The sequence below is a fragment of the Shewanella sp. 6_MG-2023 genome (assembly GCF_030547195.1).
Lineage (GTDB): Bacteria > Pseudomonadota > Gammaproteobacteria > Enterobacterales > Shewanellaceae > Shewanella.
Genome location: NZ_JAUOQU010000028.1, coordinates 1 through 17395, shown reverse-complemented (window position 1 = coordinate 17395; position 17395 = coordinate 1). Strand labels below are relative to the sequence as shown.

Below are 17395 nucleotides of genomic sequence, written 5' to 3'. Positions count from 1 at the left end.
TACATTATCCAAATTTAGAGCAAAGCTGTTTAAAGTAGCTTTTATGGTGCTTGCCGTTTCACATGTTGCCAGTTTTTACTATTTTTATTGCATGAATAAATGAGGATAAAAAATGAAAGACGATACCAAGCTAAATGATTTAACCACTAACAATGTCGACCAGTCAAAGCGTACTACGCTAACTAAGCTTGCAGCGGGTGCTGTTGGTACTGCAGCGCTTCCATTTGCCTCAGTTTTGCAAGCCGCATCAGACAAACTCACTGAGCAGCAAATTAAGCTAATGGCCAATGAAAAGGGCCCATTTGATATTGTTATTGAAAATGGCCGGGTCATTGACCCTGAAACTAAATTAGATGCCATTCGTAACGTCGGCCTTAAAGGCAATCGTATTGCCGCCATTTCAACAGATAAATTACAAGGCAAAAAAGTCATTGATGCCACAGGCTTAGTGGTTGCGCCGGGCTTTATTGATATGCACGCGCATGGTCAACAGCTTCCGGCTGCACGAGCACAAGCATTTGATGGTGTAACCACCGCTCTTGAAATGGAGTCGGGGTTGCTACCTATTGCTAAATTCTATGATGACACAGCCAAAGAGGGCCGCCCTATTAACTACGGCGCCTCTGTTGCATGGACTTATGCTCGTATCACGGCAAAAGAGCCCACAATGCCACCAGCAGACGGTACGATTGTTTGGTTTCAACAAGCATTTTCTAAAAATAACTGGCAAAACACCCTTGCGACAAAAGATGAGCTTAAATCCATTTTAAACTATGTTGAGCAAGGCCTTAAAGAGGGAGGTTTGGGCATTGGTATTAACGCTGGCTATGCACCAGGTTATGGCCATAAAGAGTACTACGAATTAGCAAAGCTAGCTAAACGCTATGAAATGCCTACTTATACCCACGTGCGTTACTTAAATAGCGCAGAGCCTAAATCAAGCTTTGAAGCCTACCAAGAACTGATCAGTTTATCGGCAACCACCGGTGCACACATGCATATTTGTCACCTTAACAGTACCTCAGTGCAAGATATCGAAGATTGTGCTGATTTAGTTCAAGATGCGGTTGATGCAGGCTTATCGGTGACAACAGAAGCTTATCCTTACGGTGCTGGTTCATCAGTGATCGGCGCAGAAGTTTTCCGCGGTGATGATTGGCTAGAGCGCTGGGGAGTGCCAAGTGCAAGCTACATGGAAGCAAATGGTAAAGCCTTAACACAAGAAAAAGTCACTGAGCTTCAAGCAAATGCGCCAGGTACAGTGGTAGTAATGCACTTTTTAAAACCTGATGAAAGTAAATCCGATCGCCATAAAATGGACCGCTCAGTATTATTTCCAGGCGCAGCCATTGCATCCGATGCAATGCCATGGATGAATCCTAAGGGGCAATTAATCGAAGGTAATGTATGGCCATTACCAAGTGATGCTATTGCTCATCCAAGATCGCTTGCTTGTTTTACTCGCTTTATCAGTAAATACCTCAATGAATACAAAGCAGTTACACTACTCGAAGCGATGGAGCGTACGAGCTTAAATGCGTGTCGAATATTAGAAAACAGTGTTCCTCAAATGAAAAACAAAGGCCGTATTCAAGTGGGTAAAGATGCTGATTTAGTCTTATTTAAACTTGACGAAATCAAAGTGCTAGCGACCTTTGATGCGCCTAATGCACTCTCAGAAGGGATGCATCATGTGATCGTAAATGGTACACCTATTATCGAAAATGGTGAATTGCATTTAGATGTAAATCCTGGCTTAGCAGTTCGTAATCCAGTGGTTGCATAACCATTATGCCTAAAATCATAAAGCTCGGGTAATACCGAGCTTTTTCGTTAAAAAGTAAATCATATAGAGAAACGTCAATGAATAAAAAACCTATTCCAGTGACCATTTTAGCGGGTTTTTTAGGTGCCGGGAAAACCACCCTGTTAAACCATATCCTAACCAATGCCGATGGCATGCGTATGGCCGTTATCGTAAATGACTTTGGTTCAATTAATGTCGATGCAGAGCTAGTAAAATCCCAAAGCGACAATATGATTAGCCTCGAAAATGGCTGTGTGTGTTGCAATCTTGCCGAAGGTTTAGTGGTCTCAGTGATGCGCATACTGGCACTTGAAGAGCGCCCTGATCATATTATTGTTGAAACCTCAGGTATTGCCGAACCTAAAGAAGTGGCATTGCAATTTGAAGATCCTGAACTACAAGCACACGCGCCATTGAACGCGATTATCACCACTATCGATGCTGAGAATATTTTAAGTTTAGAAGGTTCAATGGCCAGCTTGTCAGAGCAACAAATACAAGTCGCCGATATCGTGTTAGTTAATAAAGTTGATTTAGTGGCAACTGAGCAGCTGGAAAAAGTTAAAGCATGGTGCCAAACCCAAGCCCCTTTTGCCAAACTGGTTGAAATGGAGTTTGGAAACGTCGCACTACCGATTTTATTTGATGTACCTGAGCGGTTAGTAAAACTTAGCCATGAGCATACTTGTCAGCACCAAGGTGCAGACCATGACCACAGCCAATGCAACCATCATGACCATGTAAACCACAGCTTTGATACTTTTAGCTTCGAAACCGACAAGCCGCTGTCTTTACAAAGCCTCTATCCGCTATTACAGCAGTTTTCAGTCGATGCCTACCGCATGAAAGGTATTTTAAATTTATCTGATCGACCTGATCATCGCTGTATATTTCAATGTACTGGCCAACGCGCCAATGTCACTGTTGGCGAGCCGTGGGAACACGATGAAGCAAGAGCAACCCGTTTAGTCTTTATTGCCCCCAAAGGTGGCATGGACGAAAAAATAATGCGTGAAAAGTTAGCTAGCTTAGTGGTTTAAATATAAAACGACTATGCAGTAAACGGCCCACTAAAGCTGTTAATGACAAGCTGTAAATGCTTGGCTGATAATTAATAGCATGATAATCAAGGATATTGGCGAGAAAGGAGTAAATGATGTCCGAGTTAAATCAAGATGACAAATTAACCGCTGAAGTTGATCAAACCAAGCGCGATACCATGAAAAAACTGGCTATTGGCGCCGCTGCAATAACACTTTCATCGACTGCCACAGCAGAAACTAACAAGGGTCCACAAAAGCCAGAGTTAATGCCAAATCAAACAGGCCCGTTTGATGTAGTGATTACTAATGGCCGTGTCATTGATGCCGAAACGGGTTTAGATGCCGTACGCAATGTAGGCATTAAAGACGACAAAATTGCCGCTATATCGACAGAAAAGCTCACAGGTAAAAAAGTCATTGATGCCAGCGGGCTTGTGGTTGCCCCAGGCTTTATCGACCTTCACGCCCATGGACAACAATTACCCGCAGCCAGAGCTCAAGCCTTCGATGGTGTCACCACCGCCCTTGAGTTGGAATCAGGCCTATTACCCATTGGTAAGTATTATGATGACACCGCTAAAGAAGGTCGCCCAATAAACTACGGCGCCTCAGTAGCTTGGACCTATGCCCGCATTATGGCAATTGAAAGTGAAATTTCGCCCGCAGATGGCACCATTACTTGGTTTCAGAATGCCTTTAGTTTAAAAAATTGGCAAAATGATCTCGCCACCGACGCACAGCTAAATACGATATTGTCTGATGTTGAACAAGGCTTAAAAGAAGGTGGTTTAGGGATTGGTATTAATGGCGGTTATGCTCCCGCCTATGGCCATAAAGAGTATTACGGCTTAGCTAAACTGGCCAAAAGTTTTGATGTACCGACCTTCACCCATGTACGTTATGCCAACGGCATGGAGCCCAGATCAAGCTTTGAAGCCTATCAAGAGTTAATCAGTTTAGCCGCCACCACTGGGGCACATATGCATATTTGTCACCTCAACAGTACCTCGGTGCGAGACATTGATGATTGCGCCGACCTAGTGCAAGAAGCTGTTGATTCTGGTTTGCCGATTACCACTGAAGCTTACCCCTATGGCGCAGGCTCAACACCTGTGGGCGCGGCCTTATTTGCTGGCCCAGGATGGATTGACCGCTTTGGCGTTCCCGATGCAAGTTACATGGAAGCCAATGGCGTACCTATGACCCAAACCAAAATCGATGAACTACGAAAAACCAACCCTGGTGAAGTGATCGTTATTCACTTCTTAAAGCCTGACGACAGTAAAGAAGACTTACGCATGATGAAGCGTTCGGTGTTGTTTCCTAACGCCGCTATTGCCTCTGATGCCATGCCTTGGATGGACAGCAAAGGTAAATTGATTGAAGGTGATGTATGGCCATTGCCTAACGATGCTTTTGCTCACCCCCGCTCGGTCGGGTGTTTTGCCCGCTTTGTAAATAAATACGTGGTTGAGTATAAAGAAGTCAATTTAGTCGAGGCAATGAAGCGCACCAGCCTCAATGCGTGTCATATCATCGAAGATGCTGTGCCGCAAATGCGTAACAAAGGCCGTATGCAAGTGGGTAAAGATGCTGACATAGTGGTATTTGATCTCAATAGCTTTAAAGATATGGCCTCATTTACTGAGCCCAATAAGCTTTCAGTGGGTATGCAGCATGTACTAGTCAATGGCCAATCGATTATTGATAAGGGACAATTGCTTATGGATGCTAAGCCTGGCAGAGCAATTCGTCGCGATGTGACAGTCTAATCGATAATCAAAAAACGTCGATAAAACATGACAACGAAAAAGCGCCATTAGGCGCTTTTTTCATGTGTTTAGTTTTTCTCAATTAATATCGATTAGTTGCGTTTATGGTCAAACAAAAAGCGGTCATTGAAAATGGAATAAACCATGATCTGCCCTGCCATAATCGAACAAAACATCAATAATGCTGACATGCCAATACTGGGAATAGGCAATATTGCAGTGGCAAAGAATGACTCACTGGCGCCAACGATGATCCGGCTTCCTGGCACTAAAATGATCACCCCTTGGATGATATACACTAACGCAGGCACTTTACGTGCTTTACCGGCTAACAGCCCATAAAGAGTGATAATCATGGTGCTAATCCAAGTGCCGATAACCCAATCAGAGGTAAACCAATGTGGCCCCCACATGCCAACTGCAGCAGCGGGCAGGCCAATAATAATGTCTTGCCAACTGGCATTAAAAATCAGTCCAATCGCAACCGATATGCCAATTAACGCCAGAATATGCAAACCTAAAGGGATTTCATTAATAAATGGCGCAGCGGCTACATGACCCACAAGCAAGCTTGATAAACCTAAGCCCATCACCACGCCAATGAATATTTTTATTACCACCAAACTACTTTGGGCCAATAACTCTATGCCTGAGCGAAAGTCATTTAAGGCAAGACTGGCTAAACCATTGGTGACAGTGAGTCCTGGAATAAACAGTACAATGGATGAGATGCATAAAGCTAACACCGGTAACTCAGGAAATTGAGCGGCCAATATCCCCACCACAAAACTGGCAATAAACGCCACAATGAACTCTACCAGCATTGCTCGCTGCTCGGTGCACATTAGTTGAGCTAACCAGGCGATTAACCCTAAAAAAACCGAAATCATTGCCGCAAGATACGTGCTCCCCACCAGCATCAAATAGCAAGGCGGCAGTAATAGGTTGGCAATGCCTAAAGTAAAATTTGAGTAACTCGGCACCCCTTGATAGTTTTCTTTTGAGTGTATTGCCTTTAGGGTTGCCACCAAATTGCGTAAATTGACTGACGGTGGATTTTTAGTTTGCATCACCATTTTTTGAGTGGGTTGCTCGAAAATGGTCACAATTTTAGTTGGGGTAACATCAATGGCGATATCTATCTGATGATGAGCCGCATAAGACTGAGTATATTTCGCCACTGAGTATGGTGCGCACCCTGATTGATGTAATCGATCTGAAAATGATAAAACATCATCATACTGTTGCTGGGTTGGGCTTTTATCTTCCATTTTTTATTCTCGATAAGTCAGCAAAAAGTGGTTCTGAGGGCTTAGTTAAATCATAGTAGCTAAATGATAATTGCTACATAATAGTAGCGAACTCATTCACTTCATAATCTGAAATAGAGGGTCAAACCCTTCAAAAATGAATCCTTTCATTGAATTAGCAGTGGTCGCGGTAATCTCCACTGCAAAACATGCGCTAGCCGGTGAATTTCTCGCTTAACCCTAGGCGGGCTATCTCTGTGTGATATAATCATCGATTGAAAGATTTATAGCGTGTTAAAACGCATTAGATCAGCGCAGTCATTCAACGCTTATTAAGTCTTTGTGTTCATTCAGGTCATTATTCATGGTTAAGTGCATGAAAATCCGCTGTATGAATCATTGAACGTCGGGACAGGGTAATTTTTACCATTATATGGAATATACATAAGCAATTGTTACAGATGAATTTTATAAGGTATATGAACTAGATGGCATTACTAATCGACGATAGCTGCATTAACTGCGACATGTGTGAGCCTGAGTGCCCTAATGAGGCCATCACCATGGGTGAAGAGATCTATGAAATTGATCCTGCGCTATGTACCGAATGCGTAGGCCACTATGCTAAACCGACCTGTGTTTCGGTTTGCCCTATTGATTGCATTGATCCTGATCCCAGCCACGCAGAAACCCCAGCTGAGCTGCAATATAAATATGAAGTCATTACAGGTAAGGTTTAACCCTTAAACTACATGACAAAAAAGGCGCTAATTAGCGCCTTTTTTGATGTTTATATTCATCCCATGTCTAACGCTCTTCATCTGAGTCATTATGACTGAATATTACGCCGTTGCGGCTGCCTGCTCATTAGCATAGCCTTGTAACGTTTGTAGCGTGATAGCTAACTTTTCAATGCTAAGCTTTACCGCTGCTGGTAACGTATCAAGCTCAATACCGAGCAATAAGTTTTTCACTTCAAGGCCGAGTTCGGTATCGCCTTCAATACGCAGCTTACGTTGAAAAAATAACGTGTCAGGATCTTCTTTGGCCGCAGCAACCAGTAATAACTCAGGCACATTGGCAGTAAAAGTTACATCGGCTTGCGTCAAAGGACGTAATAATAACTGTTGATCGTAACTAATTTCAAAGTTGAGCGCGATGTCTTGCACACAAATAGCAACCCACTTACCTTGCAGAAAATCTAACTCACCAAATTTAATTTGTTCACTTAACGAAAGTGACAACATCTTAGCCAGAATATCCAACTTTACCTTTTCAGGGACAACAGAAAGAGACTGGGTGGCGACTTTAGGGGCGATATTAAGCAAATTTTTAGCAACCTTTCCTGAAAAACCGAAAGACATTCATACTCCTACACTGACAAGATTCCAATTTAAGCTAGTTTACTCACATTTTATCAATTGAAACCTGTTTCAAATCAAATCATGTGATGTCATTCAACTTTACACTCACTTTCAATCGAAATTTGAGAGAGAGAATATGGAACTCTTGTGCCCTGCAGGAAATTTAGCCTCATTAAAAGCCGCTTTTAGAGCGGGCGCTGACGCCGTTTATCTAGGTTTAAAGGATGATACTAATGCCCGTTCATTTGCAGGTTTAAACTTCACCCCAGAACAACTAAAACAAGCCACCAAGCTTGCCCATGCCCAAGGCAGAAAAGTATTTTTAACCTTAAATACTTATCCAAAACCTGGAGAGGAAAGCCGCTGGTATCAGGCAATAGATTTAGCCGCCCAGCTGCAAATGGATGCACTTATTACCGCTGATATATCCCTGCTTCATTATGCCAGCAACCGTTATCCACATTTGCCATTGCACCTTTCAGTGCAAGCTTCGGCCACCAATCAAGCCGCACTCGATTTCTATCAGCAAAATTTTAATATTGAACGCGCGGTATTACCTAGAGTGTTATCAATGAAGCAAGTGCGTGACCTAGCCAAATGCAGCTCGGTAGAGTTAGAAGTATTTGCCTTTGGTAGCTTGTGTATTATGGCTGAAGGACGTTGTCATTTATCGTCTTATGTCACTGGCCAATCACCTAATACAGGCGGGTCTTGCTCGCCAGCAAAAGATGTGAGATGGCAAGAGCAAGGCAACCAATGCCTAACTAGGCTAAATGACGTGCTGATTGATACCACAGGTATTGACCAACAACTTGGCTACCCCGTGGTCTGTAAAGGCCGCTACATTGCCGAAGCGGATACCAAAGCCGATTACCTGTTAGAGTCGCCCACCAGCTTAAATACCTTAAGCCTATTACCTCAACTTGCCCAAGCTGGGATCAAATCGCTAAAAATAGAAGGCCGTCAACGCAGCCCTGCATATGTAGAGCAAGTAACGCGGGTTTGGCGTGAAGCGATTGATAGCTATCAAAACAATCCTAGCGCCTTTAAAGAGCAAGCCAGATGGAATCATACCTTAGCCAAGGTATCTGAAGGACAAGTCACCACATTAGGAGCATACGAGCGGCAATGGCAGTAAATAACAATATGAAAATCTCACTGGGCGCCATTAGCTATTGCTGGGACAAAGACACCACGGAACAATTTTATGACAGGGCAGCACAAAGCCAGGTTGATACTATTTATTTAGGTGAAACCGTCTGCAGCAGGCGTCGATTAATGAAATTTAAAGATTACTTCGACATTGCCACTATGCTCAAGCAGTCTGGCAAAAATGTGGTACTTTCAACCATGGCATTAATCGAGGCACAATCTGAGCTTGGCGAACTTAAAAAGTATATCGATAATGGCGAGTTTATTATTGAAGCCAATGATATGGCAGGCGTGCAATTGGCCTCTGAGGCCAAACTGCCGTTCATTTGTGGCCCAACCATTAATAATTACAATAGAGCCAGCTTAGATATTTTGCATAAAATGGGTATGCAACGCTTTGCTATGCCATTTGAATTATCAAAGTCATGGCTTAAAACCGTGATTGGTGAGGGCGAAAACACGCCGCAATTTGAAGTGGAAGTCATGGGCCATGGTTATATGCCACTGGCACATTCGGCGCGCTGCTTTACTGCCAAACACTTTAATTTGAGTAAAGACAATTGTGAGACCATTTGTCAGCAACACCCAAAGGGAATTTTGGTGCAAACTCAAGAGCATCAGGATTTACTGAGATTAAATGGCATCCAAACTCAATCTGCTTCATTTGTTGATTTAACCGCTGAAATGATGCAAATGCAGCAAATGGGAGTGAACTACTTTAGAGTATCACCTAGCCAATTAGCCTGTATTGAGCTTGCAGATGAACTCACAAAGCGCTTAGCAAACAGTGATGAGACTCAAGATGATATGGCGATGAAAACTCGCGAGTTTGCTAACAAAAAATCCTGTAATGGCTATTGGTTCGGCGGCGCTGGTTTACAAAAAATCTAGTTAACACCTTAGTAATCGGGGCTAATGCAAGGCAGTGAATAACGCTGTAAGCTTTAGCCTCTTTGCTTACAAGTCTTTTTACTTACAAGGCTCTTATAACAAGTCTCCTACTGACAAGGCTCTTACTTACAAGGCTCTTACTTACAATTGCCCAAGAGTCATATCTTTGGCTTAGGCTTATCTGCTTTACTTTGCCCCTGGGGCAGAAAATAGCAGCGGCAAATGCTCAAAACCCACAGCCATGTAGTTATGATGCTTAGCCAAAATAAGATGGATAACCACCAAGTTTGTGGCTTAGGAGACTGCGACACAATGGCTTGAAATAGTAGTCCTTCAGAGAGCGGGTTCTCACCTAAACTCCCACCCCAATATGGCCAAGTTAAAATCGCGCCGTGGATCACCGCAATCAAACCAGCAAACACCAATGGCAGCATATATTGGGCTTGGCGCATAATGATCCCGTTAACCAGTCCCAGTAGCGCACTGATTAAGCCAAAGTAAATAAAAATAGACACGGCTTGAATATGTAAATGGTAAACATTAAGGGGAAACAGCCCTGTGGCAGCTAGGGCAAGAAAAGTCACGATAAGAGCCAGCCAAAATAACCGACCAGTAATGGTACGGTTTATTTGTAGGCCAAATAAAGCACTCATCGTCAGGCTTAAGCTACCAAAAAATAGCCCGCCATTAATCAATAAGGCAGAAGAAGAGCGGTTGTAAGTCCCCAGTTCACTGATTGAAAATTGCAGTAAACTATACTTATCACCATGCTGCATATGCTCAATAAACACAGATAAACCTATGCCGATAAAAAGCCCTATCAAGCCTAATAAACCAAACAGGTAAGCTAATCGAGCAATTTTTTCCGTTTTACTTATTATCACAGCGTATCTTGTTCCTTGTAAATTAGGCTCTATCATACTTAATCGCCTTTGATAAAAACGCTATCGACATCTAATGTTTAGTATTCAGTCAATTAACCGCGTCAATATAGAGGGCACGACCCAAACAACCTTACAACGTTCTACTCACCCATTGTAATAACAAAACACCACAGCAACAACAACTGCATAACACTATGATTACAAACAAAATAATCCGTGCAATTCGGTTGGGAAACGATACAATATAGATAAGCATAAAAAGCCCATAACTATTCGTTTTAGTGAATAGTTTTACTTAGAATAGATAAGCAGGTAACCTTGCCTCGCTTAGATATCCTATGAATGGACATACAGCATTTCCCATAAGACGGTTTGATTAACTCAACCATGATTATTTAGTTAATTGGTAAGGCATAGACAAAGTGACTCAAGAAAAACCAAAATATAATCTCAAAACAATACTTACCTTTATCATTCCGTCACTTATCGGATTGTTATTGTTTATGACACCTATTAGCTACGACGGCTCAATCACCATTCCGATTGCTATCGTATCAAAATTTGTACAAAACCAATTCGCCGATATATTACCTTTAATCGTAACCTGTATCGTAGTCTTTATGGCAATCGTGTCGGTGCTTACTAAACTAATAAACCCAAAGTTAGTTCGTAAGAGCCCGTTTTTGCATTCGCTGCTGAATGTTTCACCATTTTGGTTATTAGTACGCGTCTTAGGGGCAATATTCATTGTATTAACCTACTTAGAGATCGGTTCAGAAGTGATTTACTCAGCTGATACCGGAGCCTTGGTACTCAATGACCTATTACCAGTACTACTGTCAGTGTTCATTTTTGCAGGCATGCTGCTGCCGTTACTGCTTAACTTCGGTCTATTAGAATTTTTCGGTACCATGCTGACCAAATTAATGCGTCCAATCTTCAACCTTCCAGGAAGAAGTGCCATTGACTGTATGGCATCATGGTTAGGTGATGGCAGTGTTGGTATTTTAATGACCAACAAGCAGTATGAAACCCGTCTTTATACCGAGCGTGAGGCGGCCGTAATTGGTACTACCTTCTCAGCAGTATCTATTACTTTTAGTTTAGTGGTTATTTCTCAAGTCAAACTTGAGCATTTATTTGTGCCATTTTACTTAACCGTTTGTCTCGCTGGTTTTGTTGCCGCTATCATAGTGCCTAAATTACCACCGCTATCATGGAAAAAAGATTTATATATCGACAACACCCCACGTCACCCAGATGATGAAATGATCCCACAAGGTCATGGCGTAATGTCTTGGGGCTTTGAGCAAGCGATGAATAAAGCTTCGCGCGCTGGTGGGGTTAAACAGCTATTAACTGAAGGCGTTAAGAACGTGGTTGATATGGTGTTTGGTATTATTCCTGTGGTTATGGCCATTGGTACCATCGCATTGGTATTAGCTGAAAATACGCCGATTTTTAATTATCTAGGTATGCCATTTATTCCACTGCTCGAATTACTGCAAATACCAGAAGCCGATGTTGCATCGACAACGATTGTGGTTGGCTTTGCTGATATGTTCTTGCCTTCAATTTTAGCCAGCTCAATTGAGTCAGACTTAACTCGCTTTGTGATTGCAGCCCTATCAGTAACCCAATTAATTTATATGAGTGAAGTCGGTGCATTACTTATTGGCAGTAAAATCCCAGTTAACTTCTTCGAGTTGTTTGTGATTTTCATTTTGCGTACCTTAGTGACATTACCGGTTATCGCCCTTTGCGGACACTTACTGATTTAGTCGCTTGATTCGAGTCATAAAGTAAATACAAAAAAGGAGCCACTGGCTCCTTTTTTAATGCTTAACAAGTTTTGTTAATCCATTTATTAATCAATTTAGTTAATCAGTTCTAATAACTCATGAATGGTTTTAATCGGATGGATTTTAGCGCCTAGCCCTTCCATTGATTTATGGTAGTTACGATGGGGAATATACACCTCGGTAAAACCATGTTGCACCGCTTCTTTTACTCTCGGCACACCACTATCAATCGGCCTAACATCACCATTTAAACTTAGCTCTCCCATAATGCAGGTGGTTCTGGGCACCACAAAGTCATTTAAACTGCTGAGTAATGCCGTCACCAAGGCTAAATCAATACAGGTTTCTGATTCATCAATCTTCAAACCACCCACCAAATTAAAATAAGTATCATGATAAATCTTGGTGCGAGTATGCTTGCGTAATATCCCCGTGAGCATTTTAATCCGGTTCATGTTTAACCCCACACAAACTCGCTGCGGAAACTCGCCTTCAGTCTCAGTGGTTAGACATTGAATTTCTAGCAATAAGTTACGGTTGCCTTTACGGATACAGGTAATGGCCGCGCCAGGTGATTCAGTGGTGGAGCCAGAGAGAAATATCTCACTGGGATTATCAACACTTATCATACCGCGCTCGGTCATCTTAAAAATGCCCACGGTATCCACATCACCAAAACGGTTTTTATTGGCTCTTAGAGTTCTAATTTGGCCGTCATTGCATTCAATATGGGTCAGACAATCGACAATGTGAATAAGCGTTTGCGGGCCGGCAGTTTCATTGTTTTTATTAACGTGCGCCACTAAAAACATGGTGACATTATTTTGCTTACAATACTGGGTTAATGCCTGCGCGCAGCTTTTGACTTGTGAAGGCGAGCCAGGGCTGCCATTGGCGCTTTCAGACACCACCGCTTGGATTGAGTCGATAACAGCAAACTTTACCTGTTTAGCGTCCAGCTCAGCAATAATCGCCTCAACGCTGGTTTCAGCCATTAAATATAGGTTCTCTTCGTTATAACTGAGCTTTAAGCGGTTAACACGATTTTTGAACTGCGATAGTGACTCTTCAGCAGTACAATATAATGAAGGCATAACTTGTGACATGCGGGCAATTAAATCGGACAGTAAAGTAGTTTTACCTGCACCAGGATCGCCTGAAATAATATTCACTGAGCCTGTGGTTAAGCCACCGCATAAGACCCTATCAAGTTCACCAATGCCGGTAAGCATTTTTTGGGCTTCAAACTCTTCCACTTCATGAAGTTTTTTTGAGCCGCCGCCGACAGAGCCTGCATAACCAGCTACCGAATTGGTCGACGATTTAACCGCAGAAATGCGCACTTCTGATATGGTATTCCACTCTTGGCAGGCATTGCACTGTCCTTGCCAGCGAGGAAAATCTTGTCCGCACTCATTACACACATACGCTGTTTTATTTTTTGCCATAGATCACTTTTGTCAGATTGCTGCTTATGGGATTTAAGCACTTATTAATTTATTAAATTTACACAGCTCAATTGTTAAGCTAATGGCGCCAAAATCGCATTATTACCTTAGCTTTAACAGACACCTAGACTAATTTTGTATAAAGTAAGCCTGATGCTAGCCGATAAGATTACCAGTCGAGCCTGCAATTATCACCTTTATCTGAGCCCTCAATAGAAAAGAAGCCATGAGTTTAGAAGAGCACAGTCAGCTTATAGAGCAATTAAAGCCACTTTTAATGGAACCTGATTTTAAGGATGCCTTTGAAATGTTTACGGCTGACGAATCAAACTCGACTCGATTTTTATTGAAAATGGAATTAAATCGCATTGCGGTGATTTGTACTCGGATCATTGATTTACGTGATAAAAGCGATCTTGAATGTGAAGAGGTTCAGGTTGGAAAACTACGTCATTTTCTCGATGAGCCAGCAAAGCTTTCCTTGCTAGAGGCACTGCAGCTGTATCGCAATAAGTATATCGTTGGCGTTTATGAGCATGTACTCAACCAGCACAAATTACGCAAAGAAAAAGCCCGCCAAAACAATCAGCAACCCGTAGCACAAACCTCCCAGTTAACTGTGCCTGGGGTGGTTTTAGGCAGCTATTTTAATCGTAGCGAAGAGCGAATGAATTACAGTATTCGTATTTCAGCCTCACAAACAGGTGGCCCCGAAGTTAATGGCGCCAGCTTAGATTTATCTGTCGGTGGCGCGAGAGTTCGCTTACCTGCTGACATTCGCTTTGATCAAGATAAGCCGCTGCGTATTAAATTACTTGAATTAAACGAAGAGTATTTTTTTGACGATCTCCAAAAAGGCATCGACTATAAAATCGTCGATATACAACACAAAGATGATAGTGCCATATTGCGCCTATGCCGTATTGGAGAAAGTAACGAGCTCGATAACTTATTAACCCAGCTGATCCGCAGTTACCGCTTTCGCTATAAAGTGGATGTCAACGATGTGATTGTCAATGCAACCGGGCTTGGGTTTGAACGCCATTATTTACCACTATTAGCTCACCTCCCCATTTATATCAGTTTAAATGACGGTAAACCGACCATTAGCCATTTGCTATTAAGTCAAGGCAACCAAGCTTCATTACAATATTTTCAAGATGAGCAAGAGATTAATCAGCTACCCGGTTTACTGACCAATAATCGCTTAGTCAATCTCATTAAGCACCCACAAGACAGTGACCATAGTTTATTTTTTTGCTTCACCTACCAAGCAAACGACACAATCCAATACTTTTCAGCCTCGCTTTATGAGTTAAAGCAACATGATGCCTTAGGGTTATTCCTTGGCTTTGGCGCAAGCAAAACTAGTTGGCGAGTGTTCAAAGTAAGCCAACAAAGCATTGACCATAAACTGAATTATAAAACCTCGACGCTACCAGGGGATGAAACCCACTACTCAGCGCTAGTAGAGCAACAACTGGCAGGCTTTAGCTACGTGCTGCAGTTAATCGATTTAACCAATGAGCAGGTTCAATCCGATTATCAAACCTGGTTTAACCCAAGTGATAACGTCAATAAGCTTAAAAAGTTTAACCAAACTAAGCTCAAACAAAACAGCATAAAACGTCTATCAATGCCCTTTAGCGAGCGACGACGAGAAGCGCGCTATGCCTTTAAAACCTTGGTAGATATTGAGCACAACAACCATAAAACCCGTGGGATAAGCCATGATATATCCACCCGTGGGCTGCAGCTTGCTTTAGAAGATAATCTTAACCTCAAAAAGCCTACAGATGTGTTACTTAGTTTCCCTAAACTGCAGCAAATTGCAGGCAAGACATCACTGTCAAACTTGCCATATCGATTGATCCGCAGCCGTAATCATGACCAAACCCTGCATTTGTCGGCCAACATTGGTCACGAACCCCATGCTGGAGTTGAGTTTATCAATAAACTCATTAATCATAATCGGGATAAACTTGAGCAATTATCAGATAGTGAAGGCGAGTTAAAAGAGCTTGCCGATGGCATGAAAAACTTACTCCTAAGACAGCTGGCTAATGTGCCCTTTTTTGTAGAAAAAACGCAAAAATCGGCGCAACTATCATGCTTAGGGATCGGCGTTAAAACTGATGCTATTAGCCATCTATTTGCCGCTGGCTCCACTAAACCATTAAATTATAATTTGACGCCATTATTTAATGAAAGCCAGTTTAAGCAGCTAATTATTAATCCAGTTCGAGCAATGAAGCCCATTGATGGCCTGAAATATATAGAGATATTCCTGCAGGTGTCTCGTCAAGGTAGAGGAGCAATTAACATTCAATCTCAGTTAGTCAACGACTTCGCTAGCCGAGATGCTCAAATTGCCTTTGTGCGCCACGCTAAAACTGTTGGCCGCTTTGTGGCATTACGAGTTTATTATGGCGCAACTGAAAAGCCAGACATGAGCTATATTCGCCGCGAAATGGAATATATTGCCACCCATGCTTCCCACAGAGCAAAACAGCTTGAAGCCCAGTTATGGCGGGTTTTAGGAGCCGGAGAACTGTTAGAGATTAGTGCTGAAGTTGAAATGAGATATCCAGAGTTACACCAAGTCTAAATACCCCAAATCTGAATGACTCAAAACCTGAGTTGCTCAAAACTTGAAGGCTCCTAGCCTAAGTGCGCTAATGCTAAACCAAAAGTGCGCTAATGCTAAACCAAATTGATACACTAATCTCGACAGCGCTAATAGAGTATATATTGCAATCACTTGGTTTGTATTACTTCAGCTAGCGCTTATCGCTGCAGTTTATTTTTAAGTTGCTACTTAGCCAAACTGTCATACCAGCTTTTCACTAACGGGAAATGATCATCTACTGCGGATTTGTCGGTTAACATGCCTGCATGGGTGTAGTCCCGCTTAAAGCCGCGATGTTTAGCCAGTAAAGTATACTCAGCTGCCACCATCTGACACTCACCCATCATATCTTGCACATCTGAAGGGTTACCTAACACGCGGTCCTTTTTAGCGGCTAAAAACCAACAAGGCGGCCAAGTCACCTGCCTAGCTGCAGCGGCATAATCAAAGTTATCATGGCAATCTACCCAATCACCTTTTACCCAATCTATGGTTTGCCTTAATGATTGCCGGCTTTCATTGTCCATACCCATTCGATATTTATCTGCCGCTAAATAGCCATCCACTTTTGACAAAAATGGCGCCAACCGATTCCAAAATAAATCCACCATCATGGTTTTACGCAGAGATTTAATTTTGATGGTTCTTTTACTACCAAAGGTGACAAATGAAGCCACTTGAGTACGCACCTTAGCTAAGCGAACATAACAGCTCGCCATTAACACCCCGCCCCATGAGTGCGCGCACCAATGCACTTTACTTGCTGATGAATGCGATAAAATAAACTCATTGGCAAGGGGCAGCTGCTCTAAAATCACTTCGGTTTGACCTAAGGAATAGGCCGCGCTGATTTTAGGCTCACTTAAGCCTCTGCCTGCCGTATCGAGTATATACACATCAAAACCTTGCCTAGCAAGATAGCAACCTAAGCCTTTGCCCGAGGCACTGTAAAATACCCGTCCATTTGACATTGCGCCATGTAACATCAAAATTGGCATGCCTTTAGCCAAGCTAGGGTTTGCTTTGATATGCCGAATATGAAGGCGACCATTTCGATAGGGAATAAAATGTGACTGCTGCATGGGAATGAATATGACTATTTTGAGTGTATGAACTTAATACGGTAATCAGTGTAAATGTTAATTACAAGTTAATTAGAGTAATGAGCCTAATCAAGATAAAAAATGGCTCACTTAAAGTGAACCATTTAAAAGTGCTCTCAGCCAATATCTAAACTGCTAAGAGTCGATGCCATTGATGCTTGCAGCTCTTTACCCTTGCAGTGTTTTTAGGCTTGCAAGTAATACACAAAGTAATAAACAAAGCAGCGTAAATCCAAGTTATTGATACTGG

General features: G+C 42.4%; 13 protein-coding genes. 8 read left to right on the top strand and 5 right to left on the bottom strand.

Features of this window, described 5'->3' with window-relative positions; genetic code table 11:
* The first annotated feature begins 112 nt into the window (after positions 1 to 112).
* The 3 genes from Q4533_RS15430 to Q4533_RS15420 all read left to right on the top strand — a co-directional run bounded on the left by Q4533_RS15430 (position 113) and on the right by Q4533_RS15420 (position 4622).
* Positions 113 to 1786, top strand: a complete 1674-nt coding sequence (locus Q4533_RS15430) for an amidohydrolase family protein (protein WP_055023742.1) — start codon at positions 113 to 115, stop codon at positions 1784 to 1786.
* A 77-nt stretch (positions 1787 to 1863) separates the two neighbouring features.
* Positions 1864 to 2847: a GTP-binding protein gene (locus Q4533_RS15425; protein WP_102436176.1), complete on the top strand. Its 984-nt coding sequence runs from the start codon at positions 1864 to 1866 to the stop codon at positions 2845 to 2847.
* A gap of 116 nt (positions 2848 to 2963) precedes the next feature.
* Positions 2964 to 4622 carry an amidohydrolase family protein gene (locus Q4533_RS15420; protein ID WP_303503200.1) on the top strand — a complete coding sequence of 553 codons (1659 nt, stop codon included), beginning with the start codon at positions 2964 to 2966 and terminating at the stop codon, positions 4620 to 4622.
* A 92-nt stretch (positions 4623 to 4714) separates the two neighbouring features.
* On the opposite strand, the gene Q4533_RS15415 is transcribed toward Q4533_RS15420, so the two are convergent.
* The gene (locus Q4533_RS15415) at positions 4715 to 5893 is read right to left on the bottom strand and encodes a threonine/serine exporter family protein (RefSeq protein ID WP_303503198.1); all 1179 of its coding nucleotides are present in this window, start codon (positions 5891 to 5893) and stop codon (positions 4715 to 4717) included.
* 467 nt (positions 5894 to 6360) lie between these two features.
* Here Q4533_RS15415 and Q4533_RS15410 point away from each other — a divergent pair, with 467 nt between their 5' ends.
* Entirely contained in the window at positions 6361 to 6612 is a 252-nt protein-coding gene (locus tag Q4533_RS15410) for a YfhL family 4Fe-4S dicluster ferredoxin (protein ID WP_055023738.1), read from the top strand.
* A 102-nt stretch (positions 6613 to 6714) separates the two neighbouring features.
* On the opposite strand, the gene Q4533_RS15405 is transcribed toward Q4533_RS15410, so the two are convergent.
* Positions 6715 to 7236 carry an SCP2 domain-containing protein gene (locus Q4533_RS15405; protein WP_303503196.1) on the bottom strand — a complete coding sequence of 174 codons (522 nt, stop codon included), beginning with the start codon at positions 7234 to 7236 and terminating at the stop codon, positions 6715 to 6717.
* Between the two features lie 136 nt (positions 7237 to 7372).
* On the opposite strand from Q4533_RS15405, the gene Q4533_RS15400 reads away from it, so the two are divergent.
* Together Q4533_RS15400 and Q4533_RS15395 are read left to right on the top strand one after the other, a co-directional pair.
* Complete coding sequence (locus tag Q4533_RS15400) at positions 7373 to 8374, top strand: peptidase U32 family protein (RefSeq protein WP_102477171.1); 1002 nt, start codon at positions 7373 to 7375, stop codon at positions 8372 to 8374.
* Between the two features lie 8 nt (positions 8375 to 8382).
* The gene (locus Q4533_RS15395; protein ID WP_102520177.1) at positions 8383 to 9279 is read left to right on the top strand and encodes a U32 family peptidase; all 897 of its coding nucleotides are present in this window, start codon (positions 8383 to 8385) and stop codon (positions 9277 to 9279) included.
* A gap of 158 nt (positions 9280 to 9437) precedes the next feature.
* Here the strand turns inward: Q4533_RS15395 and Q4533_RS15390 are convergent, their stop codons facing one another.
* Positions 9438 to 10199, bottom strand: a complete 762-nt coding sequence (locus Q4533_RS15390; RefSeq protein ID WP_102520099.1) for a DUF998 domain-containing protein — start codon at positions 10197 to 10199, stop codon at positions 9438 to 9440.
* Positions 10200 to 10666: 467 nt separating this feature from the next.
* Between Q4533_RS15390 and Q4533_RS15385 the strand changes: the two genes are divergently transcribed.
* Positions 10667 to 11944 (top strand): YjiH family protein, encoded by a 1278-nt coding sequence (locus tag Q4533_RS15385; protein ID WP_102477222.1) that lies wholly within the window; start codon positions 10667 to 10669, stop codon positions 11942 to 11944.
* 95 nt (positions 11945 to 12039) lie between these two features.
* On the opposite strand, the gene radA is transcribed toward Q4533_RS15385, so the two are convergent.
* Positions 12040 to 13413 carry a DNA repair protein RadA gene (gene radA, locus Q4533_RS15380; protein ID WP_102477169.1) on the bottom strand — a complete coding sequence of 458 codons (1374 nt, stop codon included), beginning with the start codon at positions 13411 to 13413 and terminating at the stop codon, positions 12040 to 12042.
* Between the two features lie 226 nt (positions 13414 to 13639).
* Between radA and Q4533_RS15375 the strand changes: the two genes are divergently transcribed.
* Positions 13640 to 16021, top strand: coding sequence for a PilZ domain-containing protein (locus tag Q4533_RS15375; protein ID WP_303412169.1), 2382 nt, complete (start codon positions 13640 to 13642; stop codon positions 16019 to 16021).
* Between the two features lie 206 nt (positions 16022 to 16227).
* Here Q4533_RS15375 and Q4533_RS15370 read toward each other — a convergent pair whose 3' ends face one another.
* Positions 16228 to 17124: an alpha/beta fold hydrolase gene (locus Q4533_RS15370; RefSeq protein ID WP_102436190.1), complete on the bottom strand. Its 897-nt coding sequence runs from the start codon at positions 17122 to 17124 to the stop codon at positions 16228 to 16230.
* Positions 17125 to 17395 lie beyond the last annotated feature (271 nt).